Consider the following 17,675-nt stretch of genomic DNA (forward strand, 5'->3'; position numbering starts at 1 on the left):
CATTACATCTTGGTCTTTAGTAGCGCGATCAGCCGATCTGGCGGTCGGAATTTGCCCTTGCGCAGGTTGGGCGGCACCATCGACTCGATTGCCTCCAACTTTTGGTCGGGATCGGCGCGAACGTACACTTCCGTCGTTGCCAAGTTGGCGTGTCCAAGCCAGAGTGACACCTTGCGGATGTCTTGCGTCGCCTGCAGCACCATCATTGCGCAGGTATGCCTCAATACGTGGGGAGACGCCTGCTTGCTGCCCAACGACGCGCATCGCTGACTCGCGGTGAAGACATGGCGCCGGAGAATGTAAGCCACACCCCATCGGCTCAAGGGATCACCGCGGGCATTGACGAACACCTCTGGCGTCGAGAGGTCACCCCGCACTGCCATCCATGCCCGCAATGCGGCCGCCGCTGGCTTCCATAAGGGCAATGCTCGTTCTCGCCGCCCCTTGCCAAGTACATGGACGCTCGCTGACTGCGCGCCCACATCGGCGATACGCAGGCCCGTCAACTCCGACACCCGCAGGCCAGCGCATACCGCCAAATGCAACATCGCCCGATCCCGGACTCCGTCTCGGGTGGTCGGGTCCGGTGCATCGAGTAAGGCCTGAACCTCGTCTCTGTCGAAATGCGCGACCAGCCGTGTATCGGCCCGCTTGAATGGGATCGCAAGGATGCGGCGGATCTGTTCGAGCGCTGCCGGCTCGCGATATTGTAGGAAGCGAAAGAATGATCGAATGGCAGCCAAGCGGACGTTGCGCGTCTGCGCCGAGTTGCCTCGATCAACCTCTAGGTGCCGGAGGAAAGCGGCAATCAATGTCGCGTCGAGTTGCTCCAACCGAAGGGCCGACGGTGCGACTTTGAGCCTAGACGCAGCAAACTCGAACAACGCCTGGAAGCTATAGGCGTATGAGTCACAGGTATGGCCACTCGCACCGCGCTGCTGACTCAGGTGATCACGCAGGAAGGCTTCGATATGAGGTGCGATCGAGGTCATGGCTGCTCCCCAGTGAAGAACCTCTCGCCGGCGGCGGCTGTATCCGCGAGCAACTCGGCAGTACTCTGCAAGTACCAGTACGTCGCGTCGATGTTCACGTGCCCCAGATAGGTCGCAAGTGCCACCATGTGCTGTCCGACGCGTTGACGACCCGCTGGCGCTGACTCCAACGCTCTGACGGCGAACGTATGCCTCAGCTCGTGCAGCCTTAACTGGCGCCCCTGCGAGCCTTGCACACCCGCAGCCTTCAGTACTGTTCTAAAGACTGGATACACCGCGCGGTACGTCAACGGCTGACCGCTGCTTCCGACGAAGATATGGTCGCCTTCAGGATGCATCCTCAGACGCTGCTCGAGGTAACTCTGCAGTGCCACTAAGGCGGTGTCGTGCAGCGGGACTATGCGCGTCTTCTGAAACTTCGTCTTGCGGATCAGCAGCCCCTCCGAAGTTATGTCGTCTAAGTGCAGGGCCAAAGCCTCGGAGACCCGCATGCCGGTGGCAGCGAGCAAGCCGATAAGGGTCAGGTACGTCCACGGCCTTAACGTTCCTTGTGGAGCCAGCCGGCTGGCGGCCAGCATCACCCGGCCGACCTCGGCGGGCGAGTAGATGTGCGGGACGCGACGAGTCTTCTTATAGCCAAAGTAGTTCGGCGGAGGCAATTCATGGCCCGGGTCCTCCAGGCGCACTTGGCTGGCAAATTTACAGACCGCCTGATAGCGAGCGTGCCGCTGTGCAACTGACGGCCCCTGACTGGCCCAGTCGACGAGCGTTGTCACTCGCAAATATTGTTCGCCACGAGCAGCAGCGAATCTGGCAAAACTGCGTAGCAAGTATTCCGCATTGCTCATCGCAAATCCAGCCGAGCGACGCAAGGCGAGATAGGCTTCGACGGCGGCCATCATGATTGCACCTCCGGCCACGGCTGTGCGATGCCCCGAAGCAGCGAGGTATCGACCTTCGCGTAATAGGCGGTCATGTCCAGGCTTCGATGCCGCAGCACGAGGCCAATCTGATCGAGCGGGACACCGTTGCGCAGCATCTGCGTCGCCGCGGTGTGCCGCAGCAGATGTGCTCCTTTGGCGGGCGACTTGATGCCCGCGCGCTGCAACGCGCGCTTGACGACGGAGGACACGCCGTCGCCCGACTTGAAAGGACCGGCTGGGGCAATGCTGCGCAGGAACACCCGATCCGAACATTGGATCTTCGGTCGGTGATGCAAGTATGCGAGCAAAGCGTCGCCGACGTCCTGAGGCAATGGCAAGCGCACTTGGTAGCGTCCCTTGCCCGCCACAACTAGCGTGCCGTCTCTCCAGTCAATGTCACGAAGGCGAAGCTGGGCTACGTCACCGGCCCGAAGCCCCAGTCGCACGAGCAGCAGCAGGATTGCGTCGTCGCGTACGTGGCTGGCACTCGTGCCATTGCATGTGGCGATCAGGCGAGCCACCTCGTCTTCGGACAAACAGCGTGGCAGTCGGGCAAGGCGCCAACCGGCGACGGCGGGAACGGCGTCTACAAGGTCGGTTTGCGACTGTCCCGAAGCGTTCAGGAACCGCAGGAAGGAACGCAACGATGTGATTCGCTTCTGCGTGGTTCGAAGGCCGGATTGAGCAGCGCGGTCGGTGACGAAGTCACGAACAGCACGAACGGTCCACGCGCCGACGTCGTCACCGAGTTCGCGGACGAACTCTGTGGCATCGTGCGCATACAGGCGAACAGTGGACTGGCTCGCACCGCGATGCACTTGAAGCCAGTCGCGAAACGCCGTCACGAGGGCTGGCTCATCCACTCCGTCAACAGTGACTTCGCTGTCGCAGCAAACGCCGATCTGCGTCAGATACCTCTGGAAGAGCTTCGCTCCGAAGTAGTCATGGTAGCCAGTTGAGTCGCCGTTCGATATGGCACAACGGCAACGGGGGAAGTGGTGAGCAAACGCCTCCAGAGTGCTGGCGCCAACAGCCGAGAGATCCGTACGTTCGCGGTGCACGAAGTGACCGAGGTGAGCTGCCGCACGCAGATAATGGACCGCGGTCGTTGCAGAATATCCTGCACGACTGAGTTCCGCCGCGAAGCCATCGATGTACGGGCCGCTGGGGCCGGTTCGAAGGCGGCGAAGGGTCTTGGGTGCGCAATAGAAGTTCTCGAGCATCGAGGTCTCCCAGTGAATTGAGCCATGAGCGGCCCAACACACAGTACCCAGAGCCGGTTCTAATGGGGAGAGTCACTCGCCTTCGCGCTATGGCGGATCCCAGCACTGCTACAACAATCACATCCCAGCTCCCCGCAACGGAACTGTCACCATAAGGCAGGTAATGGGTTGCACTCCATTACCTGCCGCAACCGGCATTGCCCCAAGTGTCAAGCCAGCGCTGCGCATCGCTGGCTCGAGGCGCGCAGTGAGGATTTGCTCCCCGTGGAGTACTACCACGTCGTGTTCACACTGCCTGCGCCGATCAGCGCCATCGCCTGGTACAACAAGGCGGTGATCTATGGCCTGTTGTTCGATGTCGCCGCCGACACCCTGCGGACCATCGCCGCCGACCCGAAGCACCTCGGCGCGCAGATTGGCGCCACTCTGGTCCTCCATACCTGGGGATCCGCACTCACACATCATCCCCACGTGCACGGCATCGTTCCCGGCGGCGGCCTGTCACTGGACGGCCAACGGTGGGTGGCTTGCCGCCGCGGCTTCTTCCTGCCGGTGCGTGTACTCTCCCGCCTGTTCCGACGCCGCTTCCTCGAGGCCCTCCAGGCTGCACATGATCAGGGTCAGTTGCAGTTCTTCGGCGACTACGCCGCGCTCGTCGATCCGGCTGCCTTTGCGCAGTGGCTTGCGCCGCTACGCACATCCGAGTGGGTCGTGTATGCCAAGCGACCGTTCGCCGGACCCGAGGCGGTGCTAGCTTACCTGTCGCGCTACACCCACCGCGTGGCGATCTCCAACCAGCGCCTGCTTGCCCTGGACGAGCGTGGCGTGACCTTCCGCTGGAAGGATTACCGTGCCAAGGGCCGCACCCGCTACAAGACCATGACCCTGGATGTCGGCGAGTTCATGCGCCGCTTCCTGTTGCACGTGCTGCCGCGCGGCTTCCACCGCATTCGGCACTATGGGCTGCTTGCCAACCCGGTGCGCCGCGCCAACCTGGTCAGGGCGCGTGAGCTCCTGGATGCTGCGCCTGCTGTCACCGCTTCACCTGACGACACCGAGCTCGCGATGCCCACGCCCTTCGTGTGCCGGCATTGTGGCGCACCGATGCTCATCATTGAGGTCATTCCGCGCAGTGCCTGTATCCGCGGACCACCACCGCAGCGAGTCATCACATGAGCCCACACGTCCTACGCATCAACCTCGATCGTCGGCTCTTCGGAGACCGGAGCCGAAAGCGGACAGTCGTGCTCGCTGTCTCACGCCACCTCATTAAATGCTCGCAGCGTCCCAAGGATTCTGACCGGCCACCACCTCGCGTCACGCCTACGTCCGCTTCACGTCTCGCTTCCTGCGACATCCCTTGGCATTGCTGATCGAGCAGACGCTTCAATCGCCATAGCCCCGCGCGCCACATCGCTGCATCCCGCGGTTTCCTCCCCCGAGGATTGTTCGACGCCTGCCCACAGGCGCCACCGCGCCTCACCGTCCTGCAGACGAGGGCAGGCATCAAACAATCCTTAACAGCAAGAGTCAGTGCCCAGCAAGAGCACCGACAGCCAGGTCGCACATCGAGGGTTCTGATGAAACACGAAATATGCTTTCACCCAAGCGAGACGTGATCTATGAAGCACTATCACGGGAATCGTACCCCGTCAGTTCGGGTCTGCGGCCTCTCTACTCCTTCCTCGAGGGCCTCGGAGGAAGATAGACAATCGTAGCGCGCCGCTTCTTCGGCGTGGCAAGGATCTGGTCACCGGCGGGAGGCAATCCAGCAGCCTTGGCCTGCGCAATCGCCATCTCAATGCCGCGGCCAACGACCTCCTGGAACCGCTCGCTCATGATGTACTGGGTGAGTTTCGTTGCCATACTGGGCCTCCTCTACTTGGGTCATAGTTTAGGCTCATTTTCGCGCATCAGCTTGCGTGCTAGTTGCCGCCGCCCGTATATTCAACTCCATGGAAGCCGAGATGAGGTGAGCTAAATGTCGATGGACATGCTTTTCCAAGGGCAAGCGCAGCAAAACGCGCGCATCGCGAATGAAAATGCGAGAGCCGCGAGTGCATGGGCTGCGTACGCACGTCAACTCGAAGGCGAGCTTCGTGCGTCGCAAGCGAACCTGAGCGGAGCCCGTGCGGTGAGGGATGCCGCCTTGGCAGAACTTAGCAAGTTGGATCCCAAAAATTGCCTGCTGGCAAAAGAGAATCGAACTCGAATCGGCCAAGCCGCCTACGATGAGAAAATGCACCGGCTTAGCACCTCTTCGTGAGGCGACAGCCAGGAAAGACAAAGAGCCCGAAATTTCGGGCTCTTTGTCTTTCCTGGGATGAAATTATTCCAGGTAGCCTTTCGGACCAGGTGTTTCGCTTTGTGCGGGGCCCCCGGGGTTAGCGGCTCGCTGCGGGCGCCCGCGCCCCATCGCACCTCGCGATGCGTCACGGCCATGCCCAATGCCGCCCAGGAAAACTTGCTTGGTGCGATCATCCGTATCGCGCCCCAACTGACCAGCCATATGTCCACCGACCCACGAAAAGACCTGATCAGGGACAATGTGGATCAAATTGAAGCAGCCATTGATTAACGCCAGGCATAGGGATACGTACAGCGCAATGAAGCCAATGACGCTGACAACGCCTGTCGTGCTATCGAACTGCGCATTAGCCATTGCAACACTGAACATCGTGTTCAGCAGTGTTCCGAGCACGATGACCCCTGCCCCGCCGAGTGCGAATCCGACCATCATCAGAGCGGGTCGGAAAAGGACATTCAGTAGAAAGAGATAGCCGTGTGTTGACCGTTGCCCCAGGCCTTCGCCATCACCATCCAAGTGCGTTAGGCCCCAGAGAGGCGAAGCGATCAACGCTTCGCCGACAACTGCGAACCACGACGTAACACCGCCGAACCAGACGATGAACGGCACCATCGGGATGTAGATCGAGAGCATTGCGCCAAAGAAGAACAACGAAAGAAGCGCGATAATGATGAAGGGGCTAAGAGCATCCAAGACGCCCATCGCAGCCTTCTTGAACGTGTCAGCGTAGCCCAGCGTTACCACATCGGCAGCGGCCGTTACGGCCTTGCCAAGCGTGGATTCTGAGCCTGCTAGCCCGCCCTTGATGGCGGTGTACGTTCCAAGCGCAGTCCAGCCTCCTGTCAAAATGTAATCGCCGAGGTTTTTCATCCCAATCATGGGGTTCGTAGTCCCGCCGCCGCCGTTGTTCCCATTCAGATTGATGGCGGCCTTGACCCACTCTTGCCCACTGAAGATGCTGGCGATGAAGCCCTTTGCATCCGAGGATTCCGTCTTCAATGCGGCGACAGCATTTGCAGCCTTGGATGCGTTCGCCCCGTCCATCGCACGCTGCTGCCGGTAAGCGCTCAAAACCTTTCGGTAGAGCTGGGGGTATGCCAGGTTGTTCGGGTCCGTGCCCGCCACGCCCGACGCTGTGGCATTTGCCAGTGCTGTGGCTTGCGCATTTGCCTGCGCAAAGGTCTGATACCAAGCCCCCGTCATGATCCAGCCATCGCGCTTAAGTTCATGTTCCAGCGTTCCGGCTAGCGCCTCGATAGAGCCGCGCGATCCGGTGACGGCATCACGGATCGTGTTCTCATAGGCTTGTGCGGACGAATTCAGTGTTCCGCTCACATCGGGCGGAGCACTACCTATGTTCACATCCCTTACATACTCCTTCGCGATAACCCCTAGAGTTGACTGCATCGTGGCCAGGCCAGCTTCATGAGCGGATCTCATGGGGCTGTACAGCGTCGACGTGCCGGTCCCGTAAGCTGATATGCTCGGCGAGATCGCCACCGGCTCCGGCAGTTCAAGCTTCGCGCCGCCGCAAGACTGCCCGCGTCCGTTAACGATATAGACGCTCTTACCGGAAATGGTTGGCGCAAATTGCTCCGACTCATCGGCATCCACTCCAATCTCCGAGCGCAACTGCTTGAGCGCAGCGTTCACCGACTCGCCACAGAGATTCGCCTCGAACAGGGCCTGCGCGAGAGTATTGGCTGCAGGAGATGCCGGAGTCGATGCCATAGAGCCACCCGCCTTAAGCACGGCTATGGTCGCATCCTGCGTTAGGTTTGCAATTCCGACCCCCATCGTCGTGCCCCACAGCATGACGACTTGCGCACCGCAATAGCCTCCAAAGATCGGAATCAGGGAACATAAGCCGATGACGGTGCGGATTAAATACCAAGGCGACGATTTCTTTTGCCCTAGGAATTCACCATCCTGCCCAGTGGCGATCAAGCTAACCACGAACTGGTAGATTGCCCAAATCACCGCGACGGCGAGGATGCATGACGTGATGACGAAGAAGATGCTCGCAAGCATGCCTCCGCCTACTCCTCCTGAGGTAGAGAGAGGATTGTGGACGACATCGCCAAATACGAGCTCCAGCAACGCCATCGACTTGTCGCCGGCTCGATTGGCGGCATTCTGGATGTCTCCTACTGATGTTGTCTGCGCGAAAGCCGTCGAGCTGGCGAGTACGCAAGCTATTGCGCCGGCCCATCGCATTGGCACCTGCAAGAATCGGATCATGAGTCGACCTCTTAGTTTCAGTGCGTCGATACGAAAGGTTGCGCTTAGTCGAACAGTTGTGGATCAAGGATTCGCCTCGCAGCCCCCCGTGTATTTAGAAACTCTCGAACGCTGGGCAGTGGCTCGTCAGGCGAAACTTGCCCCATATCGATTTGCCAAGACCGGTGCGCATATTGCGTTGCACTTAACAAGCAAAGCGTCGTAAACAGAAATCCCGTGAATGCGCTGAAGAGATTGCCCGGAACCAAGCTGGCGGCGGAGTACACAAAGGAAAACAGGGAAAAGGCAATCGATATGCGCCTGTTTGTCAAGCATTCTCGCCGAATATCCGACAGTGACATGGCGTCCGCTGGGCGAGCTGCCATCGCCTCCCTAAATGTTCGTATGCGCGGATCCCGCCGCCTCTGCCTTAGCTCCGCTTGCAGTCCTAGGATCGTCGTCCAACCACTGCACACTGTTGTTTTCAGTGAGGCCAGCGGTGCAAAAGGACTCACGGCCCTTGCGATGGTCCGCCACATTGCAGTTTTCTTCGGTTCACTCATACTTTCCTTCTCCTATTCGATTGAGAATTTTTGATAGCTTTCGGCGCATGCACGATGCGGGATCGACACGCGGCCGCCCCCGGAGAGCCGCGGTGTGCCGCAATTACAGTCCATTGCACATCACGGCTTCGGCCTTTTGGCTGTAGGCGTGGGCACCGGAGCGGTGGGTGCCGAGGTCACTGTCACCAGGGTATTAAGCCGGTGCTCGAGTTGCGGCAGACCCGATTCCGACGGATTGCGCCGTTCCTTCGTGGCCTCGGCGTCCCGGCGCTTCCTTTCGCCCTCGGCCGCCTGCCGCAGGTGCTCGGCGCGCGCGCACGTCTCGCTGTCTAGGTCGGGCGACCTGAGCATGTCGGCCAAGCCGGCGTCGAACTGATTCAGTCTCGCCGTCGAAAGTTGCGCGGGCTGTTCCATCTCCCGGCCAACACCGTCCAACACCGCCGTCAACCGTGCATCGTGCACTCGCTCAGCTCCTCGTCGATGAGCGCGTGCATTACCCGGCAGTAGACGCGCGTCGTGCGGCTCGGCATGTGCGATCCCAGGGCGTGCAATTCCTGCCAGACGGCATTCCGACAATCGACGCAGACCGTTCGCGGCTGCTGTCGGCCCGCGTCGGACCGCCAGAACTCCGTGGTCGACCTCGAAGAATTCGGCTCGGTGTTGCTCATTACTCGGCTCCTTGGCGTCACGCTCGGCAAGTGCCGCGCGCAGGTTCGTTGATAGATCGATCAGGCCGGGAGGCTGGGCCTGCTCGGCCCGGCCCAGCGCTGCCGCCTGCTCAATGCGCCGCTGCGCGCGGATCGCCTCGACCTGGTCGAGGCGTGCCCGCCGCGTCTCCTCGTATCGCCAGCCCGCGCCAGGCAGAGCCGGGCCGATCTTCGGCTCCGGCTTCGCCGGGGCGGTCGGTTCCCAGCCGGGTGCGACTTCACGAACGTGCTTGGCAAAGAGCCACCGCACCTCGTGCACTTTGTCGCGCTTGTTCCAGCTGCGGTCCTTTGTCGATCCGTTTCGTTTAAAAAAGCGCTTCGCGTCGAAGTGCCCACCGTCTGTCGGACGGTCCGAGAACATTAGGTGGAGGTGGACATTCCGGCCGCCATCGCTGGCCGTGCGGTCATGCACGGCCAGCCGGTAGGCAAAGCGCCCCCCCAACAGCGACCGAGTGAAATCACGCGCCCAACCGACCGGATCCACAGCTTCACGAGGGATGGCCGCCTCGACCTCGATGTATGCCCGCCCGTTCTTCCGCTCATTGGCGTCCGCCGCAGCAAAGAACTTATAGGCGTCGTTACACGCCCAGGCAGGCAGATTGCCATCGACCACTGCACGCACATCGTCGCGATCGGAGTACTTTCCCTCACCGCGAACGTAAGCAGCGTGCGCTGCGGCGTTACCAACTTTTCCGCGCTTAAGGGACACGTGAGGAGACGCCATATTCTGTTAAAGCACATGAGAAGAAGCCCTCGATCGGGGTGTCGGGGCCATGCCCCGACCGCGATCGTTTGAATGGATTGCGAAGCAAGCCATTCAAACGAGGAATCGCGCATAGGGAGGGACGCCCCTCCCTATGTACCCACCCGTCAACCACCTTCGGCATCGGCTTGCACCTCGAACCCACGCTCACCGTGCCCTTCAACAGTTGCCAGGCTCCGGCCTCCATCCCCGCCGCCGGGCATCGTCGGTTGGCCACCGCGACCAAATACCCCACCAGACTTCTACTTGGTAGCGCACTACCACCAGGTATGCAGAATCATGAACGCATAAATCGGGGCACCGTCAGAGTGCGCGATCTTTTGGTGTAGCCCTGCCGTGGACATGGCGCTGACGCGCCAGCGTGTAGACAAGCCGTGGACTGCGATGGACAACCCTACCGGGTTGCCCACGCGCCGCCCACCACTTGCCCCCACTTGCCCACCGCAGCTGCTGGTTTGCCAGGCACAGGTACGAACGACTAGCGAGACATAAAGCCAATTCACACCTTGCTGGTGACTCCGCCTTCTGGTCTATCACTGCGCCCTCACGGCACCCTTGCTGCACCCTCACTGCCCCTCAGTGCACGCTCACCGCACCGTCACTGCATCGTCATTGCGCCATCATTGCACTATCACTGCACTATCACTGCAGCGACGGCACGTTGTTCCTACGTTCCGCCAATGAGCACATGCTGCGCGGACGGACAACCTGCCCGATAGCCCACACGTAGGCCATCGTCCCTTTCACACCTCCCCGCCGCGGCCAACGGTCTTCCGCGCAATGATGGGAGCCATCCGAGGGAGCAAGCCGCCCTTCTCTGCAAACCGATTACTGGCCACGTCTCGCGCGCCCCGCGCGCCCGGATCGAGGCGCAGGGGTCCCCGCGCCGCCAGGCGCAAGGGAGAGCGCCGACCCTGCAGCGCAATTCGGCCACCGCCGATTCCAAATGAGTTGGACTCTTGGTAGTCTCCACGGGGTACGCCGCCGACGGGGGAAGATGACTACCGCGATCTGGATGTGCGACCAAATCACCCCAGCCGCATTCCATCCGAAATCCTTCATTGCCTCGCAACCGACGCCGGCGAATAAGCAAATACTTGTAGCTGGTAGCCGGCTATGGATTTAATCGACCGGTCCCGTCGCGTGTCTGAAGGAGAGTCCGCACATTCTCGCGCCCCTTCTCCCGGCTAGTAAACGACTCGTGTACCTCTGATCCATACGCAATTGAATCCATCCTCGCATGTTCACGTCGGCGGGCCACGACACGCCCTAAATCGATGACGAAGGTACCCTCCTTGCAGCGACGCACGACCGCAGCAACCCAACCTTGGATACTCGCGATTTCGCCGCGCTTGCCTAACGCTGCCGCCTCCAGGCAACCCGCTAGCTCATCGACGATCATCTGCGCCGCAGGCATGTCCACTTCACTTCGATCAAGACAAGCGACCACCACGCCTTTGTGAGGCTTAACTGATTTGGCCCAAAGCAACTCCCCGTACCGGGAGGCGGTCCAGTCGCCTGCGTCAGCCACGGGCGTCGGAGTCGTAGTGGGTTGTTTTCTACTTAGATGTTTTTTCTTGCCTGGTATTTCTATATTGCCGGCGAAGCCGGAGTCGGCGTTTCCAGCCCCGGATCTACCGGGCTTGCCCTGTCCGGATCCGTGGTCACCATCTCCGGGAAAACCGCCCATGGTCGAAGATTGGCTCATTGGGACTGGATTGAAGACTATGTTCCAAAGCCATTGCCCCCGTGGGCCATGAGCCCGCCGACGCTTCAAGTATCCTGCCGCCTCCAATTCGCGAGAGATCCGCCCCCATCGATCCTTTCCAAGCTCTAGTCGTGACTGAAGAACTCCCACCAGAATCTGCCATCCGGCTGGCTTCACAGCCAGCCAGGCAGCCACGGCCCTAGAATCCAGCCCAAGGCGGCTGTCTTCCAGTAACGCCTCTGGTACAGAGCCATAACGCACAGCGTGGTGAACGTGAACCACCCCGCCACTGTGGTTATGAAAGCGATCGTCAGCCATTACGGCCCTTATGGTTAATTACGGTTGGAGCACGTTCGAGCAGCCCTATGTGACGGACCGCGACCAAATCACCTCAAGACGGGGCGCAAACTTGCGTTGGCGCAGTTGCCCCGTTCCAGTCAGATCGTTGGGAGGAAGAGCGGCGTCAGGCAGTCGGCCGCTGCAACTCGCCATTTCGGGGCCTGCCCCGCCGCTTTGCCGTCGCTATCTCGCGTGGCTTGGCGCTCGACAAACTGTCGATCCAATCTCGCACGTCCCCAGCACGCCAGCGAACGCATCTATTCTGGCGCAGGACTGGTTGAGGAAACGAATCCTCCTCTCGCCGAAGCATGTGGTAAATAGCGTTCCTACTCTTTCCAAGCAACTCAGCAAGTTCTTCGGGCGACAGGAGCGCGCACCTATCCATGCTCGCGAACTCCACGCGGAAATTCACTTTCGGTTTGTCGGCGGTCTTCATCGGTCATATTCCTTCACTCGCAATGTGCTGCTAGGATGCGTCAAGTCGCATCTGTCAGGAAAAAGGGAATTCTGCGAGGTTTCGAATGGGCCGACATCGAGACGGTAAGCACGGTCAGCAACGAATGAAGGGAGCCACAGTGGCGTTGCTCAGCATGATAGAGGGACGTTCGGGGCTATCTCCCGCACAACTGGAGGCCAAATTCGGCTTAGGGTTGCAAGACAGGTTTGATCAGGAGACGGGTCAGGAATGGCTACGCTACAGAAATCTTCACGGCGCCTACAGTAAGTCAGATCAAGCCTTGTCCCTCCGGAGGCTGTTTGAGGTTGCCGCCTTGGCTGTCGAACTTGGCTACGTTACGGAGAATGAACTCTTGCCTTTAGGCCTAGTCGACCTTGCCCACACAGATGCCATCGATGCTCGGCTTGATTGCGAACGGGCTGCTCTGAAGCTATTTCGACGCGGAATATTGAATCTAGCCAATGGCAAACTACCCCTGCCGCCTGGGGGTGCCAAGGGTGGGAAGCCGCGAGCGCCGCGCTCCTCGTCCGAGGCCGTGAAGGCATACCAGGAGTGGACTGAGAAGATTCAAGAGCTCGGATGCTCAGTGCTAGAAGACCGAGCGGATGTCGAAGAGCAAGATCGAATGCTTTGGGAGCAAGCGGTGCTCGAAGGCCGTCTAGTCATTGCTGAAGACTATGAAGATCTCCCAGACTGGATACGACCGTTCGACCCTGCGCGCCCAAACGGCGGTGCGTTGAACCGCCTGCGGTTACGTTTCTCGTTCGGCCAATTGGACCGGCCCTGGTTACCCGAAGACAGACGGCTACACAGGCCGGCCATACCTGCGCTTGATGCGCTGCCATCTACGGATGAAGAGATTGAGGCTTTCTTCGAGCGCTTTCAGCAGAACATGCATCAGGCGTCCCAAAAGCACCCAGAGAGAAGTGGCGGCAGTCATTCAGCGTAGACGACGGCGAATGCCTGCTTCGGTATCCTCCCAGCTCGCCTCGTGATCGTACGTCTTAGCCAGACCAAGTAGAAGTTTCGAAGCAACAAACGGGTGCGAAACCTGAAGCGCTTGGCCCCATTTTCGGTACTTCTCCGCCAGCTCACGCTCTTGGTCGCCACCCTCACCGCGCCAGTGAGTACCTCGAGAGTTGTAAACACCGTTATGCGCACCACGCATTATTGCTTCTGACTGGATCTCCTCCATAACGTCCCGCACTGGCTCACAAGGCCACACACCGTCCCGGCCGATCGGGGCGTGCGACAGCACTTTACCAATACAGACGTCGGCGATGTCTGAACGGCTCCGTTCGGCACACGAATCACGAACGCTTGTAACCCAGTTCGCAAGGCGACCCACCTCTAGCTCGTCCAAGTCATTGTGGCCAGGAATGCGCTCGATAGCTTCCAGAAGCTGGTAACCGCGCTCCGCCATAGCTTCCATGCGCTCCAGCGGAACCTGGAATTCCGCGGGATCGGCGGCACCGTCGTTTCGCTTATAGGCCCAAGACACCGCTTGGACGAAGAACTCAGGATGGGCCTCTACGTACCGTTCGAGATTCGGTATGCCATAGTTTCCTCTGTGCGCTCTCGTCCCCGCTAGCAAACCGATGTAGGCAAGTTCCAGACCGGCCTTTTGCTCGAGCGTCAGCTTCAAGGTGCAGTTCAGGTGCTTGAAAGCCTCCTCGACGTGGTATTGCTCAAGCATGTATTGGCCAGGCTGATCATTGCCGCCTTGTGCCATTGCCGACAACAGGCGGAAGAGAACATGCCCATCGAGCTTGCTCGGTTCAAACCGAATGAACGAGAACGCCGCACGGGGCCGCTCCGCCTTCAACAACCTATCGATGGCCTCGTGGATCTCGGCATCGGAGGTGTGAATGCCGTCCGGCGACACTTCACTCCAATATTTCGCCTGCGCCGACTCGCCCAACGCGTCGACAAGTTGCCAGGTGCTCCTACCAAACGGCGCAAGTAACAATAGCGGCACCACATCCTCTTCAGAAAGATCGGTTGCTACGCTCTTGAGGACCCCTTCGCGTTTGTCGCTCTCAGCCATAGAATGCAATGCACCGCCAATGAGGTTCTTGTACGAGTGAACCTGTTCTTTGCCAGCTAGGATGGGCGTGAGCGCGTTCCGCAGCAGTTCCCGGAGTTCTTGATCCGACAACACGATGCTTGCCATCAGCGCGCCGATTACCCATGAAGCATTCCCGCGTTCGGAAAGCTCCAAGATCCCCGCGAGACCGCGCTGCGAGAAAATTTCGCGCAGCGCGTCGGCCCTCAAGCCCTGGATGCGCTCATCACGTTTTCGAAAGTCGACTTTTTCGATGTCCTCAATTTCGTCGGCTGACTCATCGACCCACCCATTTCGGAATAGCCAGGCATGTTTGTTGAGCAGGTCGCTTGGCTCAAGCGCGGCATAGGCAGCCGCACCAGCCGCCGCAAGGCCCGTCTTCTTCCCCATTTTCCTGGCCCGTATCGTGGCGCGTCGCGAGAGTGTCGAGATGCGGATTTTCTCGCGCATCATGGCCTTCTCAGCATCGCTGGCCATAGTTTTCGCCCATTTCTCGACCAGCGCCCACACGCGGTTTTGATCCGCATCACTCAGGTCGTATAGGCGCTCGACTAGATCGCACAGCATCTCAAGCGAATACTCCCTCCAAGTCAAAGCCATCTCCACCATCTCACGCGCAAACTCGATGGCAGGCCCCCAAGTCGGAAAAGGTTCGCCGAACCCATAGCCATCAGTACGCCAACGCGGCTTGTGGCTGTAGTGGCCGGTTTGATGGTGTACACCAAACTGCGCAACGCAGATCTTCCAAGCGACGTCTGGAAACTTTGCCACCAGTTTCTTCATCAGGTCGACCCTCTGCCCGTGGCTTGCGGCTGTCTGTGGCATCCAAGCGCGGAATATCGACTCCAGGGAGTTTGTAGGCTTGTTTAGCCAGTTGTCGTTGATCTCCACCTGCGCGAGCCGAGCGAGAATTACGGCAGCGCGCGGCAATGTCACCGGGTTCCACGAGAGCCCCTCCAGCGCCCACAACAAACCTGTCCGGCTCGGACTGCTCCCAAAGATGCCGGGATCGACAGGACGGAGAAGACCGAGCACAGCAGGCTTATCGGATTTAAGGTCGCGCTCAAGAATGGAAAGAAACTCATCAGGAGCGGCTTCCGCGTATGTAGGCAGGTCACGGTCATTGGCCTCGAGAATCCGCGTCGTCAATGGCATCGGGAGCAGGTCGCGCACAACTTGTACCACCCCCAGTTCCGGATCAATGCCGAGGCGACTCTTAAAGAGTTGTCCACCGTGAACCGCCAGCAAGACCAACGTTTCCGAAATTCCGTCCCGGAAAGCACTGGAAAATTCACGTGTCTTGCCATGGATTGAGGCAGCCCAGCGCTGATCTTCGTCCAGATCGAGTGCTGGATCGTCTTCGCCCAATACCATGCGCGCCACCTGAAAGTAACGGTTTAAGTCGGCTGCGGTTATGGTGCCAGCGATGGCATAAAGAAGGTCAAGCTTCGAGATCACGCCTCTGTATGCACCGACTGACCAGATCGGCACGTCGTTCAATTGAGCAAGGCTTTGACACTCCTTCTCAAGATCGTCGTACGAACGATCTCCAGCGAGAAGCGAAAGTCCGATCCTATCGGCTTCATTCTGACTGTTCCATGCCCCCACAAAAAGGAAAGGTACAAGGCTTGCCGCCTTCTGGCGATCGGCCGCCCATTCCGGCGTCTGCACCGCAGGGAGCGTCGAAAGACGACGACGCAAAACGGTTAGCGATCGGCCCGAAGCAACCGTAAGCTTAGAGATGTCATCGCGGTTCTTGCCCATCTCTTCGAGCGCCTTATTAAAGGTCTCGTAGTTGGCTGGTTCCAGAACGATGTCAGGATTGACGGCCGTAGCGTTGCGAGGATAGATGACGAAGGCGTGCATCGACTTCGCATAGGGGGCGAGTTCACGTTCGACTTCTCGCGTAAAGACGACCGGGATGAAGGTCTGCGCGCCTGTCGCCAGGCGCGGCAAGACACCAGGCTTGTCAAACACCAGCACGCGGTCGCGGTATGAGGCCAGTTCCGCGCCACCACGCTCACTAAGCAACTGGGCAAGGAAGCCAAGCGCCTCTTCGGTCGAGTCGGCCGCGATCAGGACTGGCCCGTCGGATGGCTTCGAAAGCCGTGAGAGTATAGTGCGCTTGCTTGCTTCGATAGCAGAGCTAAACAAGGCCCCAGTTAGCGGCGGTGCCGAAACGTTGGCCCAGTCTTCCCAGCACTTGTCGAGCGAACGAACCTGCTCCGCAGGGATGTGCGTTTCATTTGCGAACCAAGCTTGCGCCGGCAGTGACTGCTCCAACCACTGCTCAAGATCACTAGCGTCGTAGGCGCGAACATCTTTCCAAAGACCCTTCGCCTTTTTCGTAGCAACCCATGCGGCCTTGCCCGCCCAACGGCGCGGCGTGACGAAAACAAACGTCGTTTCCGCGCACTCCTTACTGCCGAGAGCTCGGATGCTCTTTTCGAAGTCGCCCTCTGCTTTTGCCTTAGGGTCCTCGTTAGTACCAAACTCCCAACCAGAGCGGCCAGCAGGCACCCAAGGCGCCCCCTCGGATGCCTCCACGAATCCATCCCAACCGGGGCGCTCCGCATCATCGTTACCGGGAAACTCGACCTTGGTAAGCCCCCGGCCGGTCGAGTGCACCAGCGTGCGCAAGAAGACCGCCATGCGGATCCGGGCCGAAATGTTGTGCGAGACCCACGCTTCAATAGCGTTGGCCTTAATTGACAGGAAAGGCGGCACATACGCCTTGGTATCTGCCGGGGCATCCTTCTGATTCGCCAGTGCCGCTTCATACTGCGCCTGCATCTGCATCAAATCCTTGAGCGGATAGTTGAATGCCTTTTCCAGTCGCGCTGCCATTTCAGCCGACAAAGCAGCGTTGCCATTGAGAAGGTTAGACAGAGCCGGGCGGCCTACACCCATGATCTGAGCAGCTTTAGTGACTGACATTCCTTGGGGAATGATCTCAGTCTTGATACGCACCCCGGGATGCGGGATATCAGTAAACGCGGCCATGTGCCCCCCCATCAACAAAGTAACACGACGGGAGCCAGTGTATCGCGTAACGCTACACAATACAACTCAATTTTCGCCGAAAGCCGCAGGCCATGGAGTCGGGCGCAAAACTGGCGCACATCGAAGGGCAACTGAACGCGCACAAGCGATATTGAAGGATACAAAAATCGCGTAAACTCAAGTACATACAGGAAAACTGTATGTACAAAGCCGGGCCTTTTTCTGATTCACACGGCAGGGGTCACAGGTTCAATCCCTGTACCACCCACCAGATTCCAAAAAAGCCAGCTTTGTGCTGGCTTTTTTCATTTCCGCCTCCCTGCTGCAAAGCCCCGGTTTCAACTAAGCGGCATCGTCTCATTCCGGTTCCAATCCCGCGTCGATACGGTAGTCCGCTTCACAAC

11 protein-coding genes and 1 pseudogene are annotated in these 17,675 nt (G+C 59.4%); 4 read left to right on the top strand and 8 right to left on the bottom strand.

What is annotated here, in order from left to right; genetic code table 11:
• Window positions 1–2 precede the first annotated feature (2 nt).
• The 3 genes from ACIGJG_RS11515 to ACIGJG_RS11525 are packed head-to-tail and all read right to left on the bottom strand — an operon-like array spanning window position 3 to window position 3,138.
• Window positions 3–992, bottom strand: coding sequence for a tyrosine-type recombinase/integrase (locus tag ACIGJG_RS11515; protein WP_483672357.1), 990 nt, complete (start codon window positions 990–992; stop codon window positions 3–5).
• Window positions 989–1,894, bottom strand: coding sequence for a tyrosine-type recombinase/integrase (locus tag ACIGJG_RS11520; protein ID WP_483672358.1), 906 nt, complete (start codon window positions 1,892–1,894; stop codon window positions 989–991). The genes ACIGJG_RS11515 and ACIGJG_RS11520 overlap by 4 nt, the downstream gene beginning before the upstream one ends.
• On the bottom strand, window positions 1,891–3,138 hold the full coding sequence (locus tag ACIGJG_RS11525) for a tyrosine-type recombinase/integrase (RefSeq protein ID WP_483672359.1): 1,248 nt from the start codon (window positions 3,136–3,138) through the stop codon (window positions 1,891–1,893). Before ACIGJG_RS11525 ends, ACIGJG_RS11520 begins: the two co-directional genes overlap by 4 nt.
• A gap of 174 nt (window positions 3,139–3,312) precedes the next feature.
• Between ACIGJG_RS11525 and ACIGJG_RS11530 the strand changes: the two are divergent.
• A pseudogene (locus ACIGJG_RS11530) lies at window positions 3,313–4,314 on the top strand (IS91 family transposase); the annotation flags it as partial.
• 498 nt (window positions 4,315–4,812) lie between these two features.
• On the opposite strand, the gene ACIGJG_RS11535 reads toward ACIGJG_RS11530, so the two are convergent.
• On the bottom strand, window positions 4,813–5,004 hold the full coding sequence (locus tag ACIGJG_RS11535; protein ID WP_483672360.1) for a hypothetical protein: 192 nt from the start codon (window positions 5,002–5,004) through the stop codon (window positions 4,813–4,815).
• Between the two features lie 115 nt (window positions 5,005–5,119).
• Here ACIGJG_RS11535 and ACIGJG_RS11540 point away from each other — a divergent pair, with 115 nt between their 5' ends.
• The gene (locus ACIGJG_RS11540; protein WP_483672361.1) at window positions 5,120–5,404 is read left to right on the top strand and encodes a hypothetical protein; all 285 of its coding nucleotides are present in this window, start codon (window positions 5,120–5,122) and stop codon (window positions 5,402–5,404) included.
• Between the two features lie 63 nt (window positions 5,405–5,467).
• Here ACIGJG_RS11540 and ACIGJG_RS11545 read toward each other — a convergent pair whose 3' ends face one another.
• On the bottom strand, window positions 5,468–7,687 hold the full coding sequence (locus ACIGJG_RS11545; protein WP_483672362.1) for a DotA/TraY family protein: 2,220 nt from the start codon (window positions 7,685–7,687) through the stop codon (window positions 5,468–5,470).
• Window positions 7,688–7,903: 216 nt separating this feature from the next.
• Here ACIGJG_RS11545 and ACIGJG_RS11550 point away from each other — a divergent pair, with 216 nt between their 5' ends.
• On the top strand, window positions 7,904–8,263 hold the full coding sequence (locus tag ACIGJG_RS11550; protein ID WP_483672363.1) for a hypothetical protein: 360 nt from the start codon (window positions 7,904–7,906) through the stop codon (window positions 8,261–8,263).
• Window positions 8,264–8,349: 86 nt separating this feature from the next.
• Here the strand turns inward: ACIGJG_RS11550 and ACIGJG_RS11555 are convergent, their stop codons facing one another.
• Both ACIGJG_RS11555 and ACIGJG_RS11560 read right to left on the bottom strand, forming a co-directional pair.
• A complete protein-coding gene (locus ACIGJG_RS11555; RefSeq protein WP_483672364.1) occupies window positions 8,350–9,645 on the bottom strand; it encodes a MobA/MobL family protein in 1,296 nt (431 codons plus the stop codon).
• Between the two features lie 2,225 nt (window positions 9,646–11,870).
• Complete coding sequence (locus ACIGJG_RS11560) at window positions 11,871–12,182, bottom strand: helix-turn-helix transcriptional regulator (RefSeq protein ID WP_483672365.1); 312 nt, start codon at window positions 12,180–12,182, stop codon at window positions 11,871–11,873.
• Between the two features lie 124 nt (window positions 12,183–12,306).
• On the opposite strand from ACIGJG_RS11560, the gene ACIGJG_RS11565 reads away from it, so the two are divergent.
• Window positions 12,307–13,152, top strand: coding sequence for a hypothetical protein (locus ACIGJG_RS11565; protein ID WP_483672366.1), 846 nt, complete (start codon window positions 12,307–12,309; stop codon window positions 13,150–13,152).
• On the opposite strand, the gene ACIGJG_RS11570 is transcribed toward ACIGJG_RS11565, so the two are convergent.
• Entirely contained in the window at window positions 13,144–17,238 is a 4,095-nt protein-coding gene (locus tag ACIGJG_RS11570; protein WP_483672368.1) for a helix-turn-helix transcriptional regulator, read from the bottom strand. The genes ACIGJG_RS11565 and ACIGJG_RS11570 overlap by 9 nt on opposite strands.
• Window positions 17,239–17,675 lie beyond the last annotated feature (437 nt).

The sequence above is a fragment of the Cupriavidus sp. C1SS-2L genome, from assembly GCF_057073735.1.

Bases quoted from the DNA above. Each gene is read 5' to 3' on its own strand.
- ACIGJG_RS11515 (WP_483672357.1), bottom strand. From the start codon at position 992: ATGACCTCGATCGCACCTCATATCGAAGCCTTCCTGCGTGATCACCTG.
- ACIGJG_RS11520 (WP_483672358.1), bottom strand. From the start codon at position 1,894: ATGATGGCCGCCGTCGAAGCCTATCTCGCCTTGCGTCGCTCGGCTGGA.
- ACIGJG_RS11525 (WP_483672359.1), bottom strand. From the start codon at position 3,138: ATGCTCGAGAACTTCTATTGCGCACCCAAGACCCTTCGCCGCCTTCGA.
- ACIGJG_RS11535 (WP_483672360.1), bottom strand. From the start codon at position 5,004: ATGGCAACGAAACTCACCCAGTACATCATGAGCGAGCGGTTCCAGGAG.
- ACIGJG_RS11540 (WP_483672361.1), top strand. From the start codon at position 5,120: ATGTCGATGGACATGCTTTTCCAAGGGCAAGCGCAGCAAAACGCGCGC.
- ACIGJG_RS11545 (WP_483672362.1), bottom strand. From the start codon at position 7,687: ATGATCCGATTCTTGCAGGTGCCAATGCGATGGGCCGGCGCAATAGCT.
- ACIGJG_RS11560 (WP_483672365.1), bottom strand. From the start codon at position 12,182: ATGAAGACCGCCGACAAACCGAAAGTGAATTTCCGCGTGGAGTTCGCG.
- ACIGJG_RS11565 (WP_483672366.1), top strand. From the start codon at position 12,307: ATGAAGGGAGCCACAGTGGCGTTGCTCAGCATGATAGAGGGACGTTCG.